At 35.2% G+C, this 24,742-nt stretch carries 25 protein-coding genes; 22 read left to right on the forward strand and 3 right to left on the reverse strand.

What is annotated here, in order from left to right:
* Positions 1-13 precede the first annotated feature (13 nt).
* The 15 genes from ILYOP_RS01685 (at position 14) to ILYOP_RS01755 (ending at position 16,000) form a co-directional block, all read left to right on the forward strand.
* Positions 14-1,009: a Bug family tripartite tricarboxylate transporter substrate binding protein gene (locus ILYOP_RS01685; protein WP_013386776.1), complete on the forward strand. Its 996-nt coding sequence runs from the start codon at positions 14-16 to the stop codon at positions 1,007-1,009.
* Between the two features lie 65 nt (positions 1,010-1,074).
* Entirely contained in the window at positions 1,075-1,554 is a 480-nt protein-coding gene (locus ILYOP_RS01690; RefSeq protein ID WP_013386777.1) for a tripartite tricarboxylate transporter TctB family protein, read from the forward strand.
* 14 nt (positions 1,555-1,568) lie between these two features.
* On the forward strand, positions 1,569-3,083 hold the full coding sequence (locus ILYOP_RS01695) for a tripartite tricarboxylate transporter permease (RefSeq protein WP_013386778.1): 1,515 nt from the start codon (positions 1,569-1,571) through the stop codon (positions 3,081-3,083).
* Positions 3,084-3,432: 349 nt separating this feature from the next.
* Positions 3,433-5,847 carry a cache domain-containing protein gene (locus tag ILYOP_RS15040; protein ID WP_013386779.1) on the forward strand — a complete coding sequence of 805 codons (2,415 nt, stop codon included), beginning with the start codon at positions 3,433-3,435 and terminating at the stop codon, positions 5,845-5,847.
* Positions 5,834-6,613 carry a Na-translocating system protein MpsC family protein gene (locus ILYOP_RS01705; RefSeq protein WP_013386780.1) on the forward strand — a complete coding sequence of 260 codons (780 nt, stop codon included), beginning with the start codon at positions 5,834-5,836 and terminating at the stop codon, positions 6,611-6,613. Before ILYOP_RS15040 ends, ILYOP_RS01705 begins: the two co-directional genes overlap by 14 nt.
* 679 nt (positions 6,614-7,292) lie before the next feature.
* A complete protein-coding gene (gene pgeF / locus ILYOP_RS01710; protein WP_013386781.1) occupies positions 7,293-8,039 on the forward strand; it encodes a peptidoglycan editing factor PgeF in 747 nt (248 codons plus the stop codon).
* Positions 8,011-8,490, forward strand: a complete 480-nt coding sequence (locus ILYOP_RS01715) for a hypothetical protein (protein ID WP_013386782.1) — start codon at positions 8,011-8,013, stop codon at positions 8,488-8,490. The genes pgeF and ILYOP_RS01715 overlap by 29 nt, the downstream gene beginning before the upstream one ends.
* Before the next feature lie 126 nt (positions 8,491-8,616).
* On the forward strand, positions 8,617-9,048 hold the full coding sequence (locus ILYOP_RS01720) for a hypothetical protein (protein ID WP_013386783.1): 432 nt from the start codon (positions 8,617-8,619) through the stop codon (positions 9,046-9,048).
* Positions 9,049-9,154: 106 nt separating this feature from the next.
* Positions 9,155-10,168 carry a LacI family DNA-binding transcriptional regulator gene (locus tag ILYOP_RS01725; RefSeq protein WP_013386784.1) on the forward strand — a complete coding sequence of 338 codons (1,014 nt, stop codon included), beginning with the start codon at positions 9,155-9,157 and terminating at the stop codon, positions 10,166-10,168.
* A 34-nt stretch (positions 10,169-10,202) separates the two neighbouring features.
* Positions 10,203-11,120: a ribokinase gene (gene rbsK, locus ILYOP_RS01730; protein ID WP_013386785.1), complete on the forward strand. Its 918-nt coding sequence runs from the start codon at positions 10,203-10,205 to the stop codon at positions 11,118-11,120.
* 9 nt (positions 11,121-11,129) lie between these two features.
* Positions 11,130-11,528: a D-ribose pyranase gene (rbsD, locus tag ILYOP_RS01735; RefSeq protein ID WP_245546513.1), complete on the forward strand. Its 399-nt coding sequence runs from the start codon at positions 11,130-11,132 to the stop codon at positions 11,526-11,528.
* A gap of 17 nt (positions 11,529-11,545) precedes the next feature.
* Positions 11,546-13,048, forward strand: coding sequence for a ribose ABC transporter ATP-binding protein RbsA (rbsA, locus tag ILYOP_RS01740; protein ID WP_013386787.1), 1,503 nt, complete (start codon positions 11,546-11,548; stop codon positions 13,046-13,048).
* Positions 13,041-14,009 (forward strand): ribose ABC transporter permease, encoded by a 969-nt coding sequence (rbsC, locus tag ILYOP_RS01745; RefSeq protein ID WP_013386788.1) that lies wholly within the window; start codon positions 13,041-13,043, stop codon positions 14,007-14,009. The genes rbsA and rbsC overlap by 8 nt, the downstream gene beginning before the upstream one ends.
* Positions 14,010-14,025: 16 nt before the next feature.
* Positions 14,026-14,919: a ribose ABC transporter substrate-binding protein RbsB gene (gene rbsB / locus ILYOP_RS01750; protein WP_013386789.1), complete on the forward strand. Its 894-nt coding sequence runs from the start codon at positions 14,026-14,028 to the stop codon at positions 14,917-14,919.
* A gap of 367 nt (positions 14,920-15,286) precedes the next feature.
* Positions 15,287-16,000 (forward strand): NAD-dependent protein deacylase, encoded by a 714-nt coding sequence (locus ILYOP_RS01755; RefSeq protein WP_013386790.1) that lies wholly within the window; start codon positions 15,287-15,289, stop codon positions 15,998-16,000.
* Positions 16,001-16,084: 84 nt separating this feature from the next.
* Here ILYOP_RS01755 and ILYOP_RS01760 read toward each other — a convergent pair whose 3' ends face one another.
* From ILYOP_RS01760 to ILYOP_RS15045, 3 genes are all read right to left on the reverse strand, one after another.
* On the reverse strand, positions 16,085-16,279 hold the full coding sequence (locus ILYOP_RS01760; RefSeq protein WP_013386791.1) for a YwbE family protein: 195 nt from the start codon (positions 16,277-16,279) through the stop codon (positions 16,085-16,087).
* A 163-nt stretch (positions 16,280-16,442) separates the two neighbouring features.
* Entirely contained in the window at positions 16,443-17,084 is a 642-nt protein-coding gene (locus ILYOP_RS01765) for a VC2662 family protein (RefSeq protein ID WP_013386792.1), read from the reverse strand.
* A gap of 123 nt (positions 17,085-17,207) precedes the next feature.
* Positions 17,208-17,882 carry an LA_2272 family surface repeat-containing protein gene (locus ILYOP_RS15045; protein ID WP_049774839.1) on the reverse strand — a complete coding sequence of 225 codons (675 nt, stop codon included), beginning with the start codon at positions 17,880-17,882 and terminating at the stop codon, positions 17,208-17,210.
* A 608-nt stretch (positions 17,883-18,490) separates the two neighbouring features.
* Here ILYOP_RS15045 and ILYOP_RS01775 point away from each other — a divergent pair.
* From ILYOP_RS01775 to ILYOP_RS01805, 7 genes are all read left to right on the forward strand, one after another.
* Positions 18,491-19,201 (forward strand): amino acid ABC transporter permease, encoded by a 711-nt coding sequence (locus tag ILYOP_RS01775; protein WP_013386794.1) that lies wholly within the window; start codon positions 18,491-18,493, stop codon positions 19,199-19,201.
* On the forward strand, positions 19,194-19,922 hold the full coding sequence (locus ILYOP_RS01780; protein WP_013386795.1) for an amino acid ABC transporter ATP-binding protein: 729 nt from the start codon (positions 19,194-19,196) through the stop codon (positions 19,920-19,922). The genes ILYOP_RS01775 and ILYOP_RS01780 overlap by 8 nt, the downstream gene beginning before the upstream one ends.
* Positions 19,923-19,948: 26 nt before the next feature.
* Positions 19,949-20,683, forward strand: coding sequence for a basic amino acid ABC transporter substrate-binding protein (locus ILYOP_RS01785; protein ID WP_013386796.1), 735 nt, complete (start codon positions 19,949-19,951; stop codon positions 20,681-20,683).
* 182 nt (positions 20,684-20,865) lie between these two features.
* Positions 20,866-21,621 (forward strand): basic amino acid ABC transporter substrate-binding protein, encoded by a 756-nt coding sequence (locus ILYOP_RS01790; protein ID WP_013386797.1) that lies wholly within the window; start codon positions 20,866-20,868, stop codon positions 21,619-21,621.
* Between the two features lie 8 nt (positions 21,622-21,629).
* Positions 21,630-23,018 carry an argininosuccinate lyase gene (gene argH / locus ILYOP_RS01795; protein ID WP_013386798.1) on the forward strand — a complete coding sequence of 463 codons (1,389 nt, stop codon included), beginning with the start codon at positions 21,630-21,632 and terminating at the stop codon, positions 23,016-23,018.
* Complete coding sequence (locus ILYOP_RS01800) at positions 23,019-24,215, forward strand: argininosuccinate synthase (protein ID WP_013386799.1); 1,197 nt, start codon at positions 23,019-23,021, stop codon at positions 24,213-24,215.
* 168 nt (positions 24,216-24,383) lie between these two features.
* A complete protein-coding gene (locus ILYOP_RS01805; protein WP_013386800.1) occupies positions 24,384-24,716 on the forward strand; it encodes a hypothetical protein in 333 nt (110 codons plus the stop codon).
* The last annotated feature ends 26 nt before the right edge of the window (positions 24,717-24,742 follow it).

Below are 24,742 nucleotides of genomic sequence, written 5' to 3' on the forward strand. Positions count from 1 at the left end.
TAAGGAGGAATTTATGAAAAGAATTGCGTTGTTAGTTGTTGGGATAATTACAGCTTTGGCCATGGTAGGATGCGGTGGACAGCCAGGAGGAAAAGATGGAGGGGATACAGCAGCATATCCTAAAAAACCTATCGAAATGATAATACCTTTTGGAGAAGGTGGAGCGAGTGACACTTTTGCAAGAAAATTTGCGGACATAATGGCAAAAGATATGCCTCAGCCAATACAAGCTATCAATAAAAAAGGAAGTAGCGGACTTGTTGGAATGGTCTATGCGGCTCAAAAGAAAAATGATGGATACACTATCTTAGAGGTGACTCCTTCAATGGTAATCGCAGATGCCCTTGAGGTAAGTGAGTCGATTAAATTCATGAAGGATTTTGAACCACTAGCAAGAATTCAGTCAGACATCTATGTACTGTGTCTTCCTGGAGACAGTAGATTTAGCTCTTTCCAAGAATTAGTTGAGTATGGACAGAATAACCCTGTAACTTTTGCAGGAGTAAGCCCAGGGGGTCTTGATGACTTGACTCTAAATGCTTTAGCTGATGCTACAGGTGTAGATATCAAATTCATACCTTATAAATCAGGGTCTGAAGTAAAAGCAGCTGTACTTGGTGGAGAAGTAGATATCTATCTTGATAAAATTGTTTCTGCTGTAAACTATATCAAAGACGGAAAAGTAAAACCTGTAGTTGTGTTAAACGAAGAAAGAATCGACAAAATCGATGTATTTAAATCTGTACCTACAACTGTTGAATTAGGTTATGATGTAACAATCGGTTCTTGGAGAGGTTTCGTTGTTAAGAATGGAACTCCTCAAGAAATCAAGGATTACTTAATAGATAAAATGGAAAAAGCTTATGCTACTCAAGAGTACCAAGATTTTGCTGCTCTAAATCTAGTGGACATAAGACCTGGATACCTAGATGCTGAAGGTTTCTACAAGCAGTGGGAATCAGAGTATGAGAAGTTTGACGCTGTTGCAAAGAAAGTTGGCTTAAAATAATTAATTTATTGTAGGGTGTCCGCTAAAGTGGACATCCTATCAAATATAAAGGAGTGGAATGAAAAATGGGTGAAATAATTTTTCACATTTTCCTATTAGTAGTAATGGGAGCTTTTTATAAACAGTCATTAGACATAAATACTGCACGTATGACAGATCCTATCGGACCTGCAGGATTTCCAAAAACGATAATATATGTAGCTGTTATACTGATCGTAATTTCTCTTGTATCAAATATTAAAAACTACAAGGCGAATAAACCAAAGGAAAAAGAGAAGATAAAAGAGCTAGATCCTGGATTCTTGGCATTATTGGGAATAATCGTTTTCTTTGTACTTGCAGTTAATTATATTGGATTCTGGTTTGGTGGAATCATTATAATCTCATCGACGATGTGGATTTTAAATCAAAGAAAAATATCGAAACTGGTTATAATAACATTAGTAGGATCTTTAGTCTTCACTTTTGTTTTCGGTAAAATACTAAGTATACCTCTACCAAGAGGATATGGAATATTTGAAACTATCAGTTATTATATTTATTAAACGGAGGATAAACAATGGATACTTCTTTATTAATTGAAGCGTTGAAAACGATATTTATGCCTACTAACTTCCTGTTGGTTTTGGCCGGTATGACTTTGGGGGTATTTTTCGGAGCCCTACCTGGAATCAGTTCATCAATGGGTATTGTTCTTATGATACCATTTACTTACTACATGGGGATAATCCCGTCAATAGTTCTTCTTGTTGCTTTATATGCTGGATCTGCCTATGGTGGTTCTATAACGGCTATATTATTTAATACTCCTGGAACAGCGGAATCTGTTGCCACAACATTTGACGGATATCCAATGGCACAACAGGGAAAAGCAGGTAAGGCACTTGGCCTTGCAATGTCAGGATCTGCAATTGGTGGAATTTTCTCAGTGTTGGTAATGCTTTTACTAGCACCACTACTATCAAAAATTGCACTTAAAATACAAAGTGCTGAGTACTTTGCATTGACACTACTAGGAATCGCATGTATATCTTCAGTTGGTTCAAAAAATCTTTCTAAAGCTTTGGTAACAGGGTTATTGGGTATAATAATCGCAATGGTTGGAATGGACCCTATGACTGGAGTTTCAAGACTTACATTTGGACAAATTAACTTTTTAAATGGTATAGAGTATATACCTATCATGATCGGTTCATTTGCCATGGCTGAGGTTTTCAAACAGGTTATAAATAGAAAAAGCGAAGAAAAAACTATGGATATGGGCGACAGTGTATCTATGGAAAGTATCAAGCTAAAAGATCTTCTTGTGTATAAAGTTACTATTATAAAATCTGCAATAATTGGAACAGCAGTTGGAATACTTCCTGGTACAGGTGGATCAATAGCATCTATCGTTAGTTACGGTGAAGCGGCTCGTTCTAGAAAAGATAAGGCAAGATTTGGAAATGGAGCCGAAGAGGGAGTGTTAGCACCTGAGACAGCAAACAACGCCGCTGGTGGAGGGGCAATGATACCTACTCTTGTACTTGGGATACCAGGATCTCCGACTACGGCAATCATCCTAGCTGCACTTGTTCTCCAAGGCTTACAGCCTGGTCCTCAGCTAATGACAGAGCAGCCATTGTTATTATACTGCATCTTCTTCTCGATGCTTATTGCAAGTACTGTTGTGTTCCTTTCAGGAAGATACGCAGTAAAAGCATTTGCTGCAGTATTAAAACTTCCTTATGGAATCATAGCACCTATGATCGTTATGTTCTCAATTATCGGGGCCTATGCAAGATCTAACGATATGTTCCAGATCTGGGTAATGCTTACATTTGGTGTATTTGGTTATTTCATGAAGAAATACCAGTTCTCTGCAGCATCACTTATCCTTGGAATCGTACTTGGTAACATGATGGAAGAGAGCTTCAGAAGACAACTTCTTATTTCAAATGGAAGTTATATGTCATTCTTACAAAGACCAATAGCAGTTGCAATATTTATAGCAGTAGCCTTTGTTCTTTTCTTCCCTATAGTTGCTGGTATGATGGAAAAGAAAAAAGCTACAGCAGCTGCACAGAATTTATAAAATTTTAAAGATATTTATCAACGGATACTACAAATCCATTTTTAGAATAGTGGCAAATTACATTTTTCCTCCCGGAATGCTACTAGAAACAGGAAGGCTCTCTGAATGCAAACTTTAGAGAGCCTTCTTTAAACATTATCAAATATCTATTTTAACTTTATTGTATTTTAGTGTTAAAATGAGTTACAGGGGTAGCCCATCTGTTTGTCACATTTAAATATTTTAAATTGATTAGTGGATGCTGTGTTGTGATTACTTTTGAAGTCATAGAAAGCATAAATTTTTTCTAGAGGCAGTAAGCTAAAATAATAAGGAAAAAATTTTAATTTTTGAAATACGAGGTGTTAAAATGAGTTTTATAAGAGAAATTATAAAGTATAAAAAATCTATATTGATATTTTTTACAGGTTTGATATTCGCTGTCTCACTGGCCTTTACAATTTTGAAAAACTATAAAGATTTGAGAGATGCACTGGTTCTAAATGAGCAGAAACACCTTTTGACAATTGCAGATACAACTGCAAAAAGTATAGAGTCATATTTCCTAGAAGAAGAGAGATCAATGAGAATTCTTGCCCGGGATACTGGTTTTTTGAGAGATTTTGAGTATTTGAAAGATAAGGATGAAAGATATTTAGGGGAATCTCTTAAGATATATTATAAAATAGGGGCCCCTAGAATTAAGTCCATACAACTATTGGATTTTAAAGGAATAATCTTAGACGAGTATCCCACTAAATCTAAAGATAATATATCAAAAGATATCTCAGATTTAAAAGATGTAAAAAAAATAATAAAAAATAAAGAGCAAGTATTAAGTTCAGTTTATTTTGAAAATAGAGACCCATTTATATACATATTGCAGCCAATATTTAATCGAGGGAAGTTTCAGGGGATTATAAGGTGCAAACTGAGTATAGACAATATATATAAAAGATTTATAGAGAATATAAGATCTGGTAGTAAAGGGTATGCCTCTGTAAAAACTAAAGATGGAATTTTTTTGATGCATCCTAAGAAAAGTCAGATCAGTGGCCATGTAATGCAGCTAAGAAAGTCCAAATATCCAAATTATGATTGGTCTGAGCTAGAAAAACTTTTTGAAAAGCAAAGATCTGGAGAAAAGGGAGTGGAGATTTATCGTTCTGTATGGGTTACAGATGACGACTCTAAGATGGTTAAGAAATTCAACGGATATTCTCAGGCTTATATAGGAGATACATTTTGGATAGTAACAGTCGCTTCTGATTATGATGAGGTAGTTAAAATTATCAAAAAAAATTATTATTATACAGTGGCAATAGCGACACTTATTGTACTTAGTATAAGTTTACTGGCTGCATATATATACAGCATAAGGGAGAAAAAGGCTAAGCTAGAGATGAAATCTTTGCATTTAAATGAGGTGAAAAAACTAAACAGCGAATTAGAAGAAGATATAGAGAAAAGAAAATTATTGGCAAAAGAACTTGTCAAATCAAAAAATAAATATGAGGCGATGTTTAACAGCATCAATGACTGTGTATTTGTGGCAGACTTTGAGAACAACTCTTTTGAAGATATAGTTGAGGTAAATGAAAAAGTTTATAAGAGGCTGAAGTATACACGAGAAGAACTTTTAAAAATGAAATACTCTGATATAGATGTAGGTTTATCAGTGAATGAAGGAAAAAAGATACTAGAAAAGATGTTAGACAAGAGATCTGTAATGTATGAAACGGAAATAAAGACAAAGTTTAACAAAAAAATCCCCGTAGAAGTAAGTGGTAGACTATTTAAAATGGAAAATAAATACAGGGCAATCTTAATATCTAGAGATATTACCTTGAGGAAAATCCAAGAGGAAACAGTAAAAAGAAGTGAGGCCAGATTTTTTAATATCGTAAATAAGTTAGCAAGTGATATAGAAGGAGAAAATTCAGATACAACTAAAATAAAACTTGGAAAAGATATTAATAACCAAAAGATACTTTTAAAGCTTGAAAAAATAAATATTGAACTGGAAAAAATGTTTAAAAAAGAGATGGACGAGAACAAAAAGAAAGAGGCACTCATGATCTATCAGTCAAGATATGCAGCTATGGGAGAGATGGTAGGGAATATAGCTCACCAGTGGAGACAGCCTTTAAGTTCATTATCTCTTATAATCTCAAATATAGAGGATTCTTTCTTTTACGGAGACGTTGATAAAGAGGATGTGGAATCTCTTTTTAAAAAATCTAGAATGCTTATAAATAAAATGTCTGAGACTATAGATGATTTTAGATATTTCTTTAAACCAAAAACAAATAAAGAAGAATTTCATGTAAAAAATGTCGTAACATCTACAGTAGAATTATTTAACGAAAGAATGCGATATAACGGTATAGAGTGCAATGTAGAAACAGAGAATGATGTGAAGATATGGGGGTATCCAAATCAATTGTCCCAGGTAATATTGAATTTTATAAATAATGCCGTAGATGCCCTGCTAGAAAATCGAGAAAAGGAAAGAAAAATTGATATATTGATATCAGAAGAAAAAAACAGTGCTATTGTTGAAGTCCAAGATAACGGAGGAGGAATACCTGAAGGGGTAATGGAAAAGATATTTGAACCATATTATTCCACCAAAGAGAAAAAAAATGGGACAGGTATAGGACTTTACATGTCACAAATGATAGTGGAAAAGAATTTTGACGGAAAAATATATGTGATAAATAAAAATAACGGAGCGTGTATGAAGATAATTATTCCTATGGGTGGTGAAAATGAAAATGCTTGATAAAACAAATTTACTTATTAAATACAAGGTTCTCTATGTGGAAGATGACGAGATGCAGAGAGAAAATCTCAAGATATTTTTAAAGAGAAGAGTTGGAAAACTTTACATGGCAGAAAATGGGAAAGAGGGCTTGAAAGTTTTTGAAGAGCAGAATCCAGACATAATAATAACAGACCTTAAGATGCCTATAATGGACGGGATAGAGATGAGTAAGAAAATCCGAGAAAAAAATAAAAAATCCGGGATAGTGATAACAACTGCCTTTTCTGATGTGGAAACTGTTCTAAGTGCCATGGATGTCGGTATAGACAAGTATATACTTAAACCTGTTGACACAGGAAAACTTATAGAGGCTATGGAAGAGATAGCCCTTCGTCTTACAGGGGAAGAGTCTGGAAATCTTGTGTTGGACGATAAGATAATATCTGACAAAAAAGAAAAACTAGAATATGAGAGTAAGATACAGATAAAAATAGCTTATTTTATAAAAAGTAACACTGGGAAAGGTCCTAAATCTGTAAAAGCCTTTATAAAGGGCAGCCTGATAGAGATAGAGGCCAATGATCCACTTACTATCTATGAGAAAAAACTTCTGGAACAAAGTAAGAACAAAAGCCTTGTAAATTTTAGTAGAGAGGCATTTTATAATGACAGGAAGAATGAGATCGAAAAAATAATTTTTGAAATATTAGGAGTAAAAGGCAACCTAGAAAGAGTGACCATAGATTTTAAAAATAACAGAGACATACTGGTTATTTCTGTTTAAATCAAAAAGACCTTCTAGCATCTAAGAAGGTCTTTTTAATTGGAATTTAAGAATTATAGTATATTTTAATCTAAGGTGTTTTTTTTTTAAAATTAGAGTATTGAATTTATCCAAAAGCTCCTGTTACTTTCTTTGCTTGCCCAAAGTACCCCAAGGGCATTTCCTCCCTTCGGTCAGGGCAAAAGTAACCAAAGAAAAGGCACCCAATTAAAACTAATGAAACTTGTAAAAATAAATTTTACAAGAACTAGAAAATATATTCGTTTTACTCATTATTTTCTAAGTCAAATCACTTCTGAACTAACTTTCTATTGAAATATAGTCGGTAAACCTCCTTATTTCAATGAAAGTGGATTTCACAAGATGATTTCTTAACGGTATTTTTTAAAGGGGAAAGTAGTCTGAAAATTAAAATATTTTTATTTTCACTCTGTGCAACATACACTTTTATGATGCTCTGTGGTCAAAAAGTTTTATCTTTATTCGTCTTAATTTTTTTGCCTTTTATAGGTTTTCATTCGTGACAAAATCTTTTGACTTTAATATTCTTGTAAATTTAGTAATTTGTAGAGAAATATTTTAAGTGGCAACTTAAGATATTTTAATTAATAGTTTGGATAGAGGAAAGTTGTTCTGATATTATATATAAATAATAAGAGGACAAAAAGGAGAAAAAATTATGTATGTAAAGCATAATGAGTATTTTGAGATAGAAGAATTTGAAAATAAGGGGATAAAAGCTATATTTACAGGGAAAAAATCCGGAGATGTAAAGGAGAATTTTTTTCTGTCACCTGAAAAAGAAAAAAATATAGAGGAATTTATGAAAAAATTTTCTATAGAGGGAAAAAAACTCGTGGCTGCAAAACAGACACACTCTAAAAACATAGCAGATATCAAAGATGAAAGTCCCCTATACTTTGATAATGTAGACGGTTTTATAACTGCTAGAAGAGATGTTGTCCTTTTTACAGTCCATGCAGACTGCCTGCCTATATATTTTTACGACATGGAAAAAAAGGTCATAGGACTATGCCACTCGGGATGGAAAGGAAGCTACCTTCAGATAGGAGAAGAGGTTATAAAAAAAATGAAGGCAAGTTATGGGAGCTTGGAAAAAGACATCCTTGTGGGGATAGGTATAGGGGCAGGTAAATGCTGCTATCAGGTGGGAGATGAATTTTACAGGGATTTTAAGGAGAAGTTTCCCCTAGATGTTATAGAGGCTTCCTTTGAAAAAAAAGCTGATTCATGGTATTTTGACAATGGTGAATTTAACTTTCAGATGTTCATAAAAAGAGGAATTTTAGAAAAAAACATAGTGAAAAGCCGACAGTGTACAGTTTGCAACAGAGAATTATTTTCATACAGAAGAGAGGGAAAGGATGCGGGACGAAATGGTGCATTTATCTACTTTAAAGATTAAGGTAATTATCTTTTTTATGATAGCGGTAACAGGATGTAGCGCCTTACCTGAAGGTCGTAAGTGGGAAGACGTGAGCTTTGTGATGTATCAGACGGACAGGCTAAAGACCGGAGATATAATCGTAAAAAATAAAAAATGGGATCCCCTTTCCTGGTACGGACATGCAGCAGTTATGATCGACGACATGAATATAGGGGATTATCCTAAGTTTGGTGTAGGATATTATGAAATTGATAGTTATTCCTGGCTTTATGAAGAGAGAAAGGTAATGGTTTTCAGATACAAAAATTTTGATGAAAAATTCAAAGATGTTTTTTTGAAAAATTTAGAAGGTCTAAAGGATAAGGGTTACTGGGTACCATTAAATAAAAAAACACCAAGGGTTTTTACTGTTCACAGTTTGTATGGTATCTTTACTGGAAAACGGCTAAGGATCTTGGGTATAATCTAGACCTTGATTCTGACCAGGGGATGCTAGTAATGCCTTATGATTTTATAGCTTCTCCCTATTTAGAACAGATATATTTTAGTGACAACTAGAGGGAGAACTATCCCTCTTTTTTTATGGAGGTATAAAATGAAAAAAATTATATTTATAATATTTTTTATTTTTTCTACTGCTCTATTTGGCCGTAACTATACTGAACTACAGGAGTGGAGACAAAAGAAACTCCCCGTTGATATAAAGAAAGGAGTTCGGGTGGAGGTCTATGATTTTGAATCTAGACATGGTGTGAAATATGAATACCCTGCAATAAATATAAGAGTTCACAACAGAGGAAGTTCTGCAGTAACAGATTTGGTTATCACCATATGGTTTTGGAAAAATGAAGGTGTATATGTAAAAGAACTTGTTTTAATAGGAGAAGAAGGAGAATACAGGAAGAAATTATTTTCAGGAAAAGAGAAGTACATCCCTAGCGAGAGAAGATATTATAATTTTAAAGACATCAAATTTAAAGAGATAGAAAGATTGGAAATACAAATAACAAGGATAAAAACCAAATAAGTGCACACTATTGGTCTAAAACATTCTAAAACTTGACACAAGACATTTTTTATAGTAAAAATTAATGTAGAGTAAATGTAAGGGCTTACAAAATAGGAGGGATCCCATGAAGATGTCAGATATAGCTGAAAAAGCGGGAGTTTCTATAGCTACTGTTTCAAGAGTTATAAACGAAGATAAAAATGTAAAGGACTCTACGAGGGAAAAAATCCTCAAAATAATAGAGGAGTATGATTATACTCCTAGTGCAATAGCGAGAAACCTTTCAAGAAAAGACAATAATACTATAGGGGTAGTTGTACCTGATATATCAAATCCATATTTCTCAGAGATGGTAGAGGGAATAAGCGAGGTGATAGACAAGGAAAATCTCAATATATTAATTTATAATACCAATGATAAGATAGAAAAAGAGCAAAAATCACTTCAGATGCTGCTAGAACAGAGAATAAAAGGTCTAGTAATAACAGTCACCAGTGAAAGCTATGAAAAAGGTAAAAATTATCTAGATAAATTTGTAAAAGAAAAAATACCTGTGGTTCTTGCAGACAGGGATATCAAATATTCTAGCATGGACTGTGTTTTTATAGACAATATAGGCGGGGCATACAAAGGAGTCTCGGTACTTATTGAAAATGATCATAAGGATATAGCCATTATAACCGGTCCTCTTAAATCTAAGCCAGGGAGAGACAGATTAAGAGGATACCGAAATGCTCTTTCTGAAAATGGTATAGAGGTCATAGATGAAAATATCTATGAGGGAGACTTTCAGATGGAATCAGGCTATAAATTGGGAAAAGAGATACTAAATAGAAAAAAAAGACCTACGTCGGTGTTTATATCTAATAATCAGATGACCTTAGGATTTTTTAAGGCTATGAATGAAATGAAGTTATCTACTCCAAAGGATATTGCAGTGTTATCCTTTGATAGAGTTGAAATACTGGATATATTTGATATTAAGCTCACTACGGTATCTGCTTCAGTAAGGGAACTAGGAGTCAGATCGGCAGAAATGCTTTTAGAAAAAATAAGAAATAAAGACAAGTATATAAGCCAAAAGATGATTCTTCAGACAAACTTAGATATAAAAGGGTCTGAAAAAAAGTTGAGTTGAGTCAAAAGAGTGTAATCGATTACAAGGAGGTAAAATGGGAAAAATACTGGTAGTTGGAAGTATAAATATGGACCTTGTAACAAAAGTCTCGAAATCACCAAAGACGGGAGAAACAGTCTTGGGAAAAGATTTTAAACAGATACCAGGAGGAAAAGGTGCCAATCAGGCTGTTGCCATGGCTAGACTAGGATCAGATGTTGCTATGATAGGAATGCTTGGGAAGGATTCCTTTGGAGATACTCTGCTCTCTGTCATAAAAAAAGACGGCGTGGATATCTCAGGCATAGGAAGATGCAAAGACATATCAACAGGGATAGCTACCATAGTTGTAGATGACGATGCAAATAACTCTATAATAGTAGTCCCAGGTGCAAACTTTGAAATAGAAAAAAAAGACATAGATGCAAATATTAAACTTTATGAGAATTCCGAAATAGTTGTACATCAGCTAGAAACCCCATTGGATATTGTGGAATACTCTCTGAAAATCAGTAAAAAACTAGGGAAAACGACCATACTTAATCCGGCACCTGCAAAATCAATGTCAGATGAAATAATAAAAAATGTAGACTATCTCATCCCCAATGAGACTGAATTAGAGCTTCTTGCAGGGGTTCCTGTAAAAAACAAGGAGGATATTCTCAAGGCTTGCCGAAAAATTATGGCAAAAGGAGTAAAAAAATTGATAGTTACCTTGGGATCTAAAGGAGCGATCTATGTAGACGAAAAAGGTTCCAAAGAATTTGGGGTATATAAGGTGGATGCAGTAGATACTACTGCTGCAGGAGATTCATTTATAGGAGGGCTTACAGCAGCCATTTCTAAGGGAGAGCCCTTAGAAAAAGCTATGGAATTTGCCGCAAAGGTAGGGGCAATAACAGTGACGAGAGAGGGAGCTCAGACTTCACTCCCTACATTAGATGAGGTTATAAATTTTGAAGGAGTGGTGTAAGTGAAAAAAATGAGGCTTCTAAACAGTGAGATATCATATGAGGTAGCCAAACTTGGACACACAGATCATATATGTATAGGGGATGCAGGATTACCTATTCCGGCTGGTGTAAAGAGGATAGATCTAGCCTTAGAAAGAAACATACCGACATTTATGGGTACTTTAGATGTGATTCTAGATGAGATGCAGGTGGAAGAGGCAATTATAGCTTCTGAAATGAAGGAATTGAGTCCGAAGCTTTACACAGAACTTTTGGATTTACTGAATAAAAAGTGTCAGGGAATTAAAATAGAAGAGATTCCTCATTCGCAACTTAAAAAAACCAGTCGGGAGTCAAAGGCAGTAATAAGAACAGGAGAGTGCACTCCTTATGCAAATATTATTTTGAAATCAGGTGTGGCATTTTAGTCTGGAGGTAAGCTCAGGTGAAAAAGAAAATATTGGAACTTCAAGAGATGGTAAAAATCTTTCCGGGAGTCAAGGCATTAAACGGAGCTAACCTCAATTTATACGAGGGACGTGTCATGGCTCTACTAGGTGAAAATGGAGCAGGAAAGTCAACACTGATAAAGGTGATGACAGGAATATACAAGAGAGACAGTGGAAAAATGACTCTCTATGAGGAAGATGTGGAATTTCAAGGTCCTAGAGAATCACAAAATGCTGGAATAGCAATAATACACCAGGAGCTAAATCTCATATCTAATCTCACTATTGCAGAAAATATATTTCTAGGAAGAGAAAAAACCAGTTTTGGAAAAATAGACTGGAAGGGTATGTATAGTGATGCAGATAAACTGCTAAAAAAACTAAAGGTAAAACATTCTTCTAAAGAGCTGGTCGGGAACCTCAGTGTGGGAGAACAGCAGATGGTAGAAATAGCCAAGGCTATGTCACAAAATGCAAAAATAATAGTAATGGACGAACCTACAGACGCTCTTACAGATAAAGAAACCGAGAGTTTATTCAGTGTAATAAGAGAGCTTATAGGGGAGAATAAAAGTATAGTTTATATTTCCCACAGACTCAAAGAGATATTTGAGATATGTGACGATGTGACCATAATGAGAGACGGTAAATTTATATCTGAAAAAGAAGTAAAAGATATAACTGAAGACCAGATAATAGAAAGTATGGTTGGAAGAAAACTAGAGGATCAGATGCCTAGAGTAGAGGTAGAGCCAGGGCCTGTAAGTCTAGAGGTAAAAAACTTAAAAGGCGACTATGTAAATAATGTTAGTTTTACCCTGCATGAAGGTGAAATTTTAGGAGTTGCGGGGCTCATGGGATCAGGAAGGACTGAGCTGGCTAAAACCATCTATGGTTTTTATAAGATGACCTCTGGGTCAATTCTTATAGGTGGAAAAAAAGTGAAAATAAACTCCCCTGAAGAGGGACTTAAAAATAAAATAGCTTATGTACCTGAAGATAGAAAAAAAGAAGGGCTGATATTAGGACTTTCTGTAAAAGAAAACATGAGCATATCTTCTCTGGAAAAATTTGAGAGTAATTTGAAAACTCTTAATAAAAATGATGAAAAAGATATGGTGGATTCTTATATCTCAAGGTTTAACATAAAAACCCCGGGAATGGCTCAGATTATAAAAAATCTAAGCGGAGGAAATCAGCAAAAGGTTGCCATAGCAAAGGCTCTAATGACTGAACCAAAAATTTTGATTTTGGATGAACCTACACGAGGGGTAGATGTAGGGGCTAAAAAAGAGATATACGACCTCATAAACGAACTGAAAAAACACGGAATGAGCATTTTGATGATATCCTCTGAAATGGTTGAAGTTATAGGGCTCAGCGACAGGATAATGGTTATGCATGAAAATAGTGTAACAGGAGTATTCACGGCTGAAGATGCCAGTCAGGAAAAAATAATGAGGTGTGCCGTGGGCCTGAAGGAGGATAATGATGAATAATCAAACAACGTTAGAGCCGAGTCAAAAGAAAAGCTTTATTTTACTCAGAAATAAACCCTTTATAGGACTATTGATATTTGCAGTCTTGGTCTCTTTTATGAACCCAAGATTTCTTTCTGCATCTAATATGTTAAATGTACTAAGACAGACCTCTATAAATGCAATTATTTCAGCAGGAATGACTTTTGTAATATTAACAGGTGGAATAGACCTTTCAGTGGGATCAATCCTCGCCTTTTGCGGTGCAATATCTGCTAGTCTCATGGCATCAGGTCAGAATGCCTTTTTAGCCATAGCTGTGTCACTTGTTATAGGTGGAATTCTTGGAATGCTGAGCGGAATGTTTATAAGTTATGGGAAACTACAGGCATTTATTACTACTTTAGTGACTATGACTCTTATGAGGGGAGCCACTCTTGTATTTACTGACGGGAAACCTATATCAATAGGATTTGGTGATAACACCTCATTATTTGGAAGTATAGGGGCTGGAAATATATTGGGAATTCCCACTCCCATATATATAATGGCAGTTGTGTACGGGGTATCTTACTATGTACTCAACCATACAAAATTCGGACGGTATGTATATGCAGTGGGAGGAAATGAGGAAGCCACTAAGCTTTCTGGGATAAATGTAGACAAAGTAAAAACCAAGGTCTATGCCATCAGCGGAGTTTTATCTGCTCTGGCTGGAATAGTTGTTACAGCCAGATTGTTTTCTGCTCAGCCTACAGCAGGAAGCGGATATGAGCTAGATGCCATAGCGGCAGTTGTACTAGGAGGGACAAGTCTTGCAGGAGGGATAGGAAGGATAACTGGGACTATCACAGGGGCCCTTATTATAGGGGTTCTAGGAAACGCTCTTAACTTACTAAATGTATCTTCATACTACCAACTTATGATAAAGGCATTGGTTATATTGGCAGCGGTACTAATGGACAGAAAGTCCAAAAAATAAAAAAAGGGAGGAAAAAATGAAAAAGATTATTACTCTGATCACAGTTTTATTGATGGTTGTTTTAACAGGCTGCGGTGAGAAAAAAGCTCCAGAAGCAGAATCCACAGGTAGAGTCGGTCTCGTAGTATCTACTCTAAACAATCCATTCTTTGTTACTTTGAAAGAGGGAGCCGAGGCTAAGGCCAATGAGATGGGTATGGAGATTATTATCCTTGATTCTCAAAATGACCCTGCAAAAGAGCTTGCAAATGTAGAGGATCTAGTAGTAAAAGGGGTAGATGTAATTCTTATAAACCCTACAGATTCTGATGCAGTAGCTAGGGCAGTTATGGCTGCAAATAACAGTAAAATACCTGTAATTACACTAGACAGAGGAGCAAACGGAGGAGATGTAGTAACTCACATAGCTTCTGATAACGTGGCAGGTGGAAAAATGGCAGGAGAATTTATCGTGGAAAAAATAGGAAAAGATGGAAAAGTTGTGGAACTTCAAGGTATCCCTGGAACTACTGCAGCAAGAGACAGAGGAAAAGGATTCAATGAAGCTGCTGCAAATAACATAACTGTAGTTGCACAGCAAGCTGCTGATTTTGATAGAACTAAAGGACTAGACGTAATGGAGAATATACTTCAAGCAGTTCCTGAAATAGATGCTGTATTTGCACATAATGATGAGATGGCTTTAGGTGCATTAAAGGCTATAGAGGGAAGCGGAAGAGATATATTGGTGGTAGGATTTGACGCAACGGATGATGCTGTAAATGCTGTAGAAGCTGGAACTCTTGCTGCAACAGTAGCACAACAGCCGTCTATGATAGGAGCTATGGGAGTAGAAACTGCTTCAAAGGTAATAAATGGAGAAACAGCACCTGAATTTATTCCAGTAGAATTAAAATTAGTTACAAAATAAATTATGTTAAAGCCTTCTGATTCAGAGGGCTTTTTCTTTTGTTCACAGAGGGCACAGAGAAAAAAAGTGAATTTCACAGAAGAGATTGATAGAAAATTTTAAAAGATTTTATCACGAATGGACACTAATAAAAGATAAAAAAATGACACGAATAAAGAAAAAAGTTTTTTTGTCACGTAGAAAGAACATAAAATTTTTCAGAAGTGAGAATGAAATTATAAATTTTTTTCAAAAGGGTTTATATCTTTTTTTTCGCCATTGAAATATATGCCTCGAGAATGACCTATGGTAAAAAATAATCTATAATAATTTTAGGGGTTTATTATCTAGGGATAAGAGTATATAATTTTAATTAGAGGTGATAAAGATGTATGAAGAATTGAAAAACATCATAAAAAAAAGTAATAATATAGTTTTTTTTGGAGGAGCAGGTGTTTCTACAGAGAGTAACATACCTGATTTCAGAAGTGCAACGGGACTGTATGCACACTCACCGGAATATCTTTTGAGCAGAACCTACTTTGACAGCAACACTGAAGAATTTTATAAGTTTTATAAAGAAAATCTTATCTTTAAAGATGCCGAGCCTAATGATGCACATTATGCTCTGGCAAAACTTGAAGAACTTGGGAAATTAAAAGCTGTGATAACCCAGAATATAGACGGACTTCATCAGAAAGCCGGAAGTAAAAAAGTCTATGAACTTCACGGAAGCGTAATAAGAAATTATTGTATGAAGTGTAATGAGTATCACGATCTTGATTATATTATCAGTTTTAAAGAAACTGTGCCTAGGTGCAGAAAATGTGGTGGCCTGGTTAAACCTGACGTGACATTATATGAGGAGATGCTAGATATGGATGTCTTTGGTGGAGCCATTGACTGTATATCCAAGGCAGATGTTTTAATAGTTGGAGGAACATCCCTCGTGGTCTATCCTGCTGCCTCACTTGTAGAATATTACAAGGGAAGTAAATTAGTACTAATCAACAAAGGGGCAACATCATATGACAACAAGGCATCGCTGGTTATAGACGCCCGTATAGGGGAGGTGCTAAAAGAGGTTACCAGAGAACTTTGAAGTACTGTTTTCAACTTAAAAAGATTACCACTTTTAGAAAAGGGGTAATCTTTTTATTTATAATATTGTTTGAAGTTGTGATTATTAATCAATTATTTCTTGAACTCTTCCAACATCACCACTAGTAAGACGGACTTTGATTCCATGGGGATGAGTAGAAGAATTTGTGAGTAGATCTTTGACAATTCCCTCAGTTAACTTACCGGTTCTTTGATCTTTTTTCAAGACGATTTTTACCTTGATACCAGGTTTTATATTTGCTCTCTTTTTTCCATCCATAGTATTTTATTCTCCTAACTTTTATGGCAAATAGCCATTTATTTTTTTATTATCTCTTAAAATAGTCTGATTTTTTGATTTACCGAATTTTAGTATAACACAGTATAATATCTGCAACAAGTAATAAAAAAGGACCTGTCTTTAAACAGATCCTTAATTTTTACTATAAACTTTTTTTGAAGTTAACAATAGGAAGAACAGGGAATACACCATTTTCAGCGTAGTTCACAAATCCAATTTGTAGACCGTCAAGTGCCTTTGTAGCGTTGACAATACCAAACTGGAATGATGTTGCCTCAGCATAGTTGATAACTCCAACGTCAACCAAGGAAGTTCCCTGGGTAATATTTACAAAACCAAAGTTTACCATAGAGTCATATTCTACATAGTTTACAGATGCAAGGTTTATCATACTGTCCCCAGTGGAATAGTTTGCAAATGCAAAGTTTACACCGTTTACGTCATTGACATAGTTGACGAATCCTAAATTGGCACCTTTGTCATAACCTTCATGCCAGTTTACTAATCCTAGAGAAAGACCTTTGAACTCATTTTTTACTCTGTTGGCACCAAAAAACAATCCAAGCTCAAGACCGGTAAAATTATCCATATCAGAAAGTCCTAGAACAGATATGTCTAGACCTTTTACAATGGCAGTCTCACCATGTAGTAGAGACAGTCTTACACCAGAAACATTTTCTTCATTAGGAATGTTTTTTCCTGGAACAGAGATCTGAGCCGAAGCTGCAAATGCCGAGAAGCTTAACAATAAAAAGCCGATTAAAATTGTAATAAATTTTTTCATTTTTACCTCCTTATAAATATAGTGACCTGCACTTATATATAAGGTGATAAAATCTGAATTCCTCTTTAAATTTTAGATAAAAATAGATTTAGTATAATTGATAAATTAAATTCCGTGATATTTTTAGAAGTTTAGGTTGAAGTTTACTATTGGCAGAATTTCAAAGAGTTCGGAATTTGCAGCCATGTTTAGTAGACCTACCTGAACTCCCTGAAGGTTCTCGGTATAGTTGAACAAGCCTAGCTGGACTCCTCTTGTGTATTTGTTGAAATTGGCTATACCAAGCTCTCCTCCTACAAAGGAATCTGCCATGTTTAAACCACCTAATCTAACACCTTTGAAGTTGTGATCAAGATTGACCCATCCTGCCTGTGCCCCTATACTGTTCCCGTTGTTTATATTTAAAAGTCCAAACTGTGCTCCTAAAAAATCCCTCTCCACAATGTTTAATCCACCAAACTGAACTCCTTTAAAGTTTCCTCCTACATGGTTGTAAGATACGAAAAACCACCACGGAATTCTTACACCTGTGAAATCACCATCAGTCTTGTCATAAAATGAAAGTACAGAGAATCCCTTAAAATCTCCTCGGGTTCTGCTGGCAACAAGGTTCACATCTAGTCCGCTGACATTTCTGTTTTCAGAATAGATACCTCCTAATCTTATTCCGCTTATATCATCATAGGGTGAATTAAGCTGTATATCTGGTGAGAAAAGAGAAAGTTCAAAGGGTTTTTCCTCTCCTAACGCATTAAAAAAAACAAGTGAAAACATAAGAAAAAAAGTTATTTTTTTCAAAATCAAACACGCTCCTTTATACTTAGTTATAATTACTCTTGATTATACATTATAATTGTGAGTTTTTTATGATGCGGTCTAAATATTTGAAAACTCTGGAAGAAATAAAAAAAGACGGCTGTTTTATATTTGAACCTGAGTATTATTATGGAAAAATTCATTGACAAATCAAGGTTATTTCTGATAAGATTGACGAAATAGCAAAAGATTTTGGGAGGATTAATTATGTTGACCATGAAAAGGATCAGGAGGAGCAAAGAAAAACACTCATAAAAACCTTATCTTTTAAAATGGCCTAATTGACATCAAAAATTCTTTTGAAAAGATTGAGAACTCTTGGTTCTCATGAGTATACAAAAGTTAATTAGCCGGCGGATATACTCTGTTGGCTTTTATTTTTTAAGATGTACCTGATATTAGCCAGTTTATGGATACGGCAAGTGTCAGGTTTTTTTCATAAAGGCAAGGCTCTTTAAAGGACAAACCAAAATCCAGAAGATTATTATTTTTTCAAATAAAATATATCAGAAGAAATATTAATCTGAAATTGCTTTAAATAAAGGCGGCAACAGCTGCAAAATTTTCCAAAAATTTAGTAGGAGGAAAGAATGGCGTATTTATCGGTATTAAAAGGAATTTTTATAGAGGGCAACAGGTATATGTACATAGTTAATGGACTATCCTTTTCTGTGGGAGTGACACTTTTGGCGGCTCTGATAGGATTAACTGTAGGAGTACTTTTAGCTGTAATGAGATTATCTCACTTTTATCCATTTAAGAACACGGAGAAATATAAAAAAACCAATCCTCTAAACCTTATAGCATTATGGTATATAGATATTATACGTGGAACTCCAGCTGTGGTACAGCTTATGGTACTTGCCAATGTAGTATTTGTAGGAAATTTACGTAATACTCCTATATTTGTAGTTGCGGCATTGGCCTTTGGACTAAACAGTTCTGCTTATGTGGCTGAGATCATAAGAGCGGGTATAGAGGGACTAGATAAGGGACAGACAGAGGCTTCTAGAGCGTTGGGAATGAATTATTTTCTCACTATGAAAGAGATAATAATACCACAGGCGATAAAAAATATTCTTCCGGCTTTAGTGAGTGAGTTTATAACCCTTCTTAAGGAAACTTCCATAGTAGGATTTATCGGAGGAGTGGATCTCTTGAGGTCTGCTAATATAATAACAAGTCAGACCTATAGGGGAATAGAGCCTCTATTGGCAGTGGGACTCATCTATCTTATTATGACAAGTATCTTTACCAAATTTATGAGAAAAGTAGAAAAGGGGTTGAAAGTAAGTGATTAAAGTAGTTGACTTGCACAAGCACTTTGGTGATCTAGAGGTGCTTAAGGGTATAAATAAAGAGATAAAAAAGGGAGACGTAGTGGCTGTAATAGGTCCTTCTGGAAGTGGAAAATCCACCTTTCTAAGATGCCTTAACAGACTTGAAGAGCCTACAAAGGGGCATGTGTATATAGCAGGGGAAGATGTCATGGATAAAAAAGTGGACTTGAATCGTCTTCGTGAAAAAGTTGGGATGGTTTTTCAGCACTTTAATCTTTTTCCTCATAAGACAGTACTTGAAAACCTAATGCTTGCACCTACAAAGGTAAAGGGAATGACATCAGAAGAAGCTAAGAAAAAAGCAATGATCCTTCTTGAGAAGGTAGGATTGAAAGATAAGGCTGAAGCCTATCCAAACCAGCTTTCTGGTGGTCAAAAACAGAGGATAGCAATAGCTAGGGCTCTTGCTATGGAACCACACCTCATGCTTTTTGATGAGCCAACATCGGCATTGGATCCTGAGATGGTAAAGGAAGTACTAGATGTAATGAGAAGTCTTGTAGATGAGGGAATGACCATGGTAATAGTGACTCACGAGATGGGATTTGCCAAAAATGTGGCCAGCAGGGTATTCTTTATGGATCAAGGAACTGTTCTTGAAGACGGAGAACCGACTCAGATTTTCAATAATCCAAAACATGACAGAACAAGGGAATTTTTAGAAAAAGTATTGAATCATTAATAAAGTATCGGGAGGATAAAATAATTATGAAAAAATTTTTAAATATTCTATTAATTTTGGTAATGCTAGTTTCTCTTGCAGCGTGCGGAGGAAAAAAAGAAGAAGAAAAAACTGTGATACATATAGGGACAAATGCTGAGTTTCCACCGTTTGAGTATCTAGAAGATGGTAAAATTACAGGATTTGACATGGATTTAATCAAAGAGATTGCCAAAGAATCTCAATTGGAAATAAAGATAGAGGATATGTCTTTTGACGGTCTGCTTCCTGCACTTCAGTCAAAAAAAGTTGACGTTGTAATAGCGGGAATGACTGCCAACGAAGAAAGAAAAAAAGCTGTAAACTTTACATCACCTTATTATACTGCTAGTCAGGTAATAGTTGTAAAAGAAGGAGATAGCTCTATAAACTCCTTTGATGACCTGAAGGGGAAAAAAGTAGGGGTAATGCTTGGATTTACAGGGGACCTTGTAGTCAGCGAGATAGAAGGGGTAAATATAGAGAGATATAATGCAGCTTATGCTGGGATAATGTCGCTTCAGTCAGGCAAGGTAGATGCAGTAGTCCTTGACTCAGAGCCGGCTAAAAACTATGTGGAAAAAAATGAAGGGCTGGCAATAGCCAAAGCAGATGCTGCAGAAGAAGAGTATGCAATAGCAGTAAGAAAAGAAGATAAAGAACTCTTATTAAAACTCGAAAACGGTCTGAAAACTGTAAAAGATAACGGGACATATGAGGAGTTACTAAAGAAATATTTTTAAGGCAGGAAAAATGAACAGGAAAAACGAAAAAAATAAAACAGCTGAATAGAGATATATAAATGTTGGTAAGAACTGTCTGGATTTTTTTACACTAAAGTGGTGTATTGGACCTGTCTAATTCTTGGCAGGTTCTTTTTTATACAAAAATTTTAAAAATTAAATGTAAAGAGGGGGAGTTTATTATGAGAAAAATGATGCTTATTGTATCACTTTTGATGTTGGTAGTTTTAGGTGGGTGTGGTAAAAAAGAAACTGCACAAGAGGAAAAGAAGGTTCTTTTTGTTGGAACAAATGCAGAATTCAAGCCTTTTGAATATCTTGAAGACGGTAAAATAGTAGGTTTTGATGCTGAACTAATGGAAAAGATTCTTGAAAACTTAGGTTATGAGATGGAATGGAAGAATATGAGTTTTGACGGGCTTATTCCTGCTCTTCAAAGTGAGAAGATCGACCTTATCATAGCTGGAATGACTCCTACAGAGGAAAGAAAAAAGGCAGTAGATTTCTCTGACTCTTATTTGACTACAAAGCAGTCTTTTGTAATAATAGAGAAAAACAATGAACTTAAGACTATGGATGATCTTAAAAACAAAAAACTAGGAGCACAGCTAGGAACGGCTCAGGAAACTATAGCAAGAGGTATAGAGGGAGCTAAAATAACACCTTATACTTCTATAACTGCTGCAATATTAGACCTTAAAAGTGAGAAGTTAGATGCAGTTGTACTAGAAAACTTAGTGGCTCTGCCTTATATAAAAAATAACGAGGGTCTTAAAAAGATAGATATGGAAGAACTTCCTAAGGCTGATGTTGCCATTGCTATAAATAAAGGAAATGAAGAGCTTTTGGAAAAAATAAATAAAGAACTTCAGAATCTTAAAGAGAACGGATTTTATGATGAGATCTTCAATAAATACTTTGTAGATACACAAAACTAGGAGGATATATGAAACTTTGGGGTGGAAGGTTTAAGAAAGAGACAAGCAGTTTACTTGAAAAGTTTAATGCTTCTATAAACTTTGACAAAAGAATGTATAAAGAGGATATAGAGGGAAGTATAGCTCATTCTAAGATGCTTGCAAAACAGGATATAATATCTCATGAAGAGCAAAAAACAATCGAAAAAGGACTACTTCAGGTAAAAGAGGAGATCGAGTCTGGAAACTTTGTTTTCTCAATAAAAGACGAAGATATACACATGGCTATAGAGGGAAGACTTATAGCTTTGGTAGGAGAGGCCGGAAAAAAACTTCATACTGCTAGAAGCAGAAATGACCAGGTGCTTGTGGATACGAGGCTTTATACAAAGAGAAGAGCTGAGGAAATAGGAAGCGGTTTGCTAGAACTTATGGATGCTCTTATAGAGGTCAGTGAAAAGAATATAGGGGTTATTATGCCTGGTTACACACATCTTCAGAGAGCACAGCCTATACTTTTTTCTCACCACGTAATGGCTTACTTTCAGATGTTTAAAAGAGACCTAGAAAGACTAGAAAGTGCAGTAGAAAGAATAGATGTACTTCCTCTAGGTGCAGGAGCCCTTGCAGGAACTACTTACCCTATCGACAGGGAATATGTAAGAGAACTTCTTGGATTTGCCAAGGTAAGTGAGAACAGTCTAGATACTGTAAGTGACAGAGACTTTATAATAGAGATGAATTTTGTCCTTGCTATGATAGCTATGCATATGTCTAGATTTTCTGAAGAGATTATTATGTGGTCTACAAAGGAGTTTTCATTTGTTCAGCTAGATGACGGCTATTCTACAGGATCGTCGATCATGCCTCAGAAGAAAAATCCTGATATTCCTGAACTTGTGAGAGGGAAATGCGGAAGAGTCTACGGAAACTTAGTTAGCATAATGACAGTTATGAAGGGTCTGCCTCTTGCATACAATAAGGACACTCAAGAGGATAAGGAAGGATTCTTTGATTCAGTAGACAATATGGGAATGTCCCTTGAAATATTCAAAGAGATGCTTCTTACAATGTCTGTAAATGAAGAAAATATGAAAAAGGGAATCTACGGAGGATTCATCAACGCAACTGATGTGGCGGACTACCTTGCTAAAAAAGGGATACCATTCAGAGAAGCTCACCACATAACAGGTTCGATGGTGGCTTACTGCGAAGAAAAGAACACATCTCTTGAGGAACTTTCTTTAGAGGAGTTTAAACAGTTTAGTGATGCATTTGAAAGTGATGTATTAACACTTATTACAGTAGAGGCTTGTATAGAGGGAAGAGACTCTTACGGAGGAACATCTACAAACCAGGTTAAAAGACAAATATCAGAAGGAAAAAAACTTTTAGAAAAATATAAGGGGGAGTTATAAATGGAAAAAGTAGTATTAGCATATTCAGGAGGACTAGATACCTCTATCATCATACCTTGGTTAAAAGAAAATTACAGTCTTGACGTAATCGCTGTCTGCGTAGATGTAGGTCAAGATGACGATATGGAAGAAGTTAAGAAAAAAGCCATAGCTTCAGGAGCTGCAAAAGTATTTGTTGTAGATGCTAAAGAGGAATTTTTAACAGAATACGCCTTTAAAGCACTTAAGGCAGGAGCTATGTATGAAAACAGATATCTTTTAGGAACATCTTTTGCAAGACCACTAATGGCTAAAAAATTAGTTGAAATAGCTCATCAAGAGGGAGCTACATATATCTGTCATGGTTGTACAGGAAAAGGTAATGACCAGGTAAGATTTGAAGTAGGAGTAGCAGCATTTGATCCGATGATGAAAATAATCGCTCCTTGGAGAGAGTGGGATATCGAATCTAGAGAAGATGCAATAGACTATGCAGAAGCAAAGGGTATAAAATTAACTGTAACAAAGGAAAAAATCTACTCTAGAGACCAAAATATGTGGCATATAAGTCATGAAGGTGGAGATATCGAAACTTTATCAAATGAGCATAAAGAAGAGATGTACATGATGGTAACTCCTCCAAAATTAGCTAAAGATGAGGAATCTTTTGTATCTGTTACTTTTGAAAAAGGATTCCCAGTAGCAGTTGACGGAGACGCTATGGGACCTGTAGAACTTCTTCAAAAGCTCAACAAAATAGCCGGAGAGAATGGAATAGGGGTAATAGATATAGTAGAAAACAGACTTGTGGGAATGAAATCAAGAGGTATATATGAAACTCCAGGAGGAACACTTCTTTACAAGGCTCTTACAGACCTTGAGAGTGTGTGTCTAGACAAAGATTCGTGGGCATTAAAGAGAAGTCTTTCTGAAAAATATGCTGACCTTGCATACAACGGACTTTGGTTTACATCTTTAAGAGAAGCTATCGACAGCTTTGTAGATACACTTCATGAGAATGTGACAGGAACAATAAAAATGAAGCTTTACAAAGGAAATGTAAAAGTAGCAGGAAGAATAACTGAAAATGCCCTTTATGACGAGGAAATCTCATCATTTGGTGCAAGTGACCTTTACAGTCACAGTGATGCAGAAGGATTTATAAAAATATTCTCACTTCCGACTAAGATAAAAAAATTAAAAGAAGACAGAAAATAGAATTATTTGCAGGGGATGCATGTCCCCTGTTTTTTTTATATTATATGAAAAAAATATAGATATTTAATTTTTTAAGAGATAGTAAGATGGGTTGGATGTATAAAAAAGGAAATGTTGAAAGATCAATGTAAAATATTTTTATAGAGAGTAGAAGGAGATGGTGACAGAATGTCAAACTATAACTGGGTAAAAATAGGTGAGATGATGCAAAAACTTATCGAAGACAATACGATAGATTTTAATGAAGAAGCTACTTATTGTATTATGAGAAGATATAACCCTGAACTGCCTTTTAGTTTTGACAGATATATAAAAACCTACAAAGAGGAGCTTGGTGTTGATTTTGTCCAGAGAAAAGATGTTCTTGGAAAAATTTTTCTAAACTATGATGTGGATACGAGGTTAAAACTTTTGAACTACCTTCTCTATTATTTTCATAAAAGTAAGGTCAACAGAATAAAGTTGAAAGAACTTGAAAACTATCTTGATGACAATAGATAGAGGGCCTGTTAGGGCCCTCTTATTTT

Origin of the sequence: Ilyobacter polytropus DSM 2926, from assembly GCF_000165505.1 — a bacterium.
GTDB lineage: Bacteria > Fusobacteriota > Fusobacteriia > Fusobacteriales > Fusobacteriaceae > Ilyobacter > Ilyobacter polytropus.

Excerpts from the sequence above, each read along its gene's own strand:
- ILYOP_RS01685 (WP_013386776.1), top strand. The coding sequence starts at position 14 with ATGAAAAGAATTGCGTTGTTAGTTGTTGGGATAATTACAGCTTTGGCC.
- ILYOP_RS01690 (WP_013386777.1), top strand. The coding sequence starts at position 1,075 with ATGGGTGAAATAATTTTTCACATTTTCCTATTAGTAGTAATGGGAGCT.
- ILYOP_RS01695 (WP_013386778.1), top strand. The coding sequence starts at position 1,569 with ATGGATACTTCTTTATTAATTGAAGCGTTGAAAACGATATTTATGCCT.
- ILYOP_RS15040 (WP_013386779.1), top strand. The coding sequence starts at position 3,433 with ATGAGTTTTATAAGAGAAATTATAAAGTATAAAAAATCTATATTGATA.
- ILYOP_RS01705 (WP_013386780.1), top strand. The coding sequence starts at position 5,834 with ATGAAAATGCTTGATAAAACAAATTTACTTATTAAATACAAGGTTCTC.
- pgeF (WP_013386781.1), top strand. The coding sequence starts at position 7,293 with ATGTATGTAAAGCATAATGAGTATTTTGAGATAGAAGAATTTGAAAAT.
- ILYOP_RS01715 (WP_013386782.1), top strand. The coding sequence starts at position 8,011 with ATGGTGCATTTATCTACTTTAAAGATTAAGGTAATTATCTTTTTTATG.
- ILYOP_RS01720 (WP_013386783.1), top strand. The coding sequence starts at position 8,617 with ATGAAAAAAATTATATTTATAATATTTTTTATTTTTTCTACTGCTCTA.
- ILYOP_RS01725 (WP_013386784.1), top strand. The coding sequence starts at position 9,155 with ATGAAGATGTCAGATATAGCTGAAAAAGCGGGAGTTTCTATAGCTACT.
- rbsK (WP_013386785.1), top strand. The coding sequence starts at position 10,203 with ATGGGAAAAATACTGGTAGTTGGAAGTATAAATATGGACCTTGTAACA.
- rbsD (WP_245546513.1), top strand. The coding sequence starts at position 11,130 with ATGAGGCTTCTAAACAGTGAGATATCATATGAGGTAGCCAAACTTGGA.
- rbsC (WP_013386788.1), top strand. The coding sequence starts at position 13,041 with ATGAATAATCAAACAACGTTAGAGCCGAGTCAAAAGAAAAGCTTTATT.
- rbsB (WP_013386789.1), top strand. The coding sequence starts at position 14,026 with ATGAAAAAGATTATTACTCTGATCACAGTTTTATTGATGGTTGTTTTA.
- ILYOP_RS01755 (WP_013386790.1), top strand. The coding sequence starts at position 15,287 with ATGTATGAAGAATTGAAAAACATCATAAAAAAAAGTAATAATATAGTT.
- ILYOP_RS01760 (WP_013386791.1), bottom strand. The coding sequence starts at position 16,279 with ATGGATGGAAAAAAGAGAGCAAATATAAAACCTGGTATCAAGGTAAAA.
- ILYOP_RS01765 (WP_013386792.1), bottom strand. The coding sequence starts at position 17,084 with ATGAAAAAATTTATTACAATTTTAATCGGCTTTTTATTGTTAAGCTTC.
- ILYOP_RS01775 (WP_013386794.1), top strand. The coding sequence starts at position 18,491 with ATGGCGTATTTATCGGTATTAAAAGGAATTTTTATAGAGGGCAACAGG.
- ILYOP_RS01785 (WP_013386796.1), top strand. The coding sequence starts at position 19,949 with ATGAAAAAATTTTTAAATATTCTATTAATTTTGGTAATGCTAGTTTCT.
- ILYOP_RS01790 (WP_013386797.1), top strand. The coding sequence starts at position 20,866 with ATGAGAAAAATGATGCTTATTGTATCACTTTTGATGTTGGTAGTTTTA.
- argH (WP_013386798.1), top strand. The coding sequence starts at position 21,630 with ATGAAACTTTGGGGTGGAAGGTTTAAGAAAGAGACAAGCAGTTTACTT.
- ILYOP_RS01800 (WP_013386799.1), top strand. The coding sequence starts at position 23,019 with ATGGAAAAAGTAGTATTAGCATATTCAGGAGGACTAGATACCTCTATC.
- ILYOP_RS01805 (WP_013386800.1), top strand. The coding sequence starts at position 24,384 with ATGTCAAACTATAACTGGGTAAAAATAGGTGAGATGATGCAAAAACTT.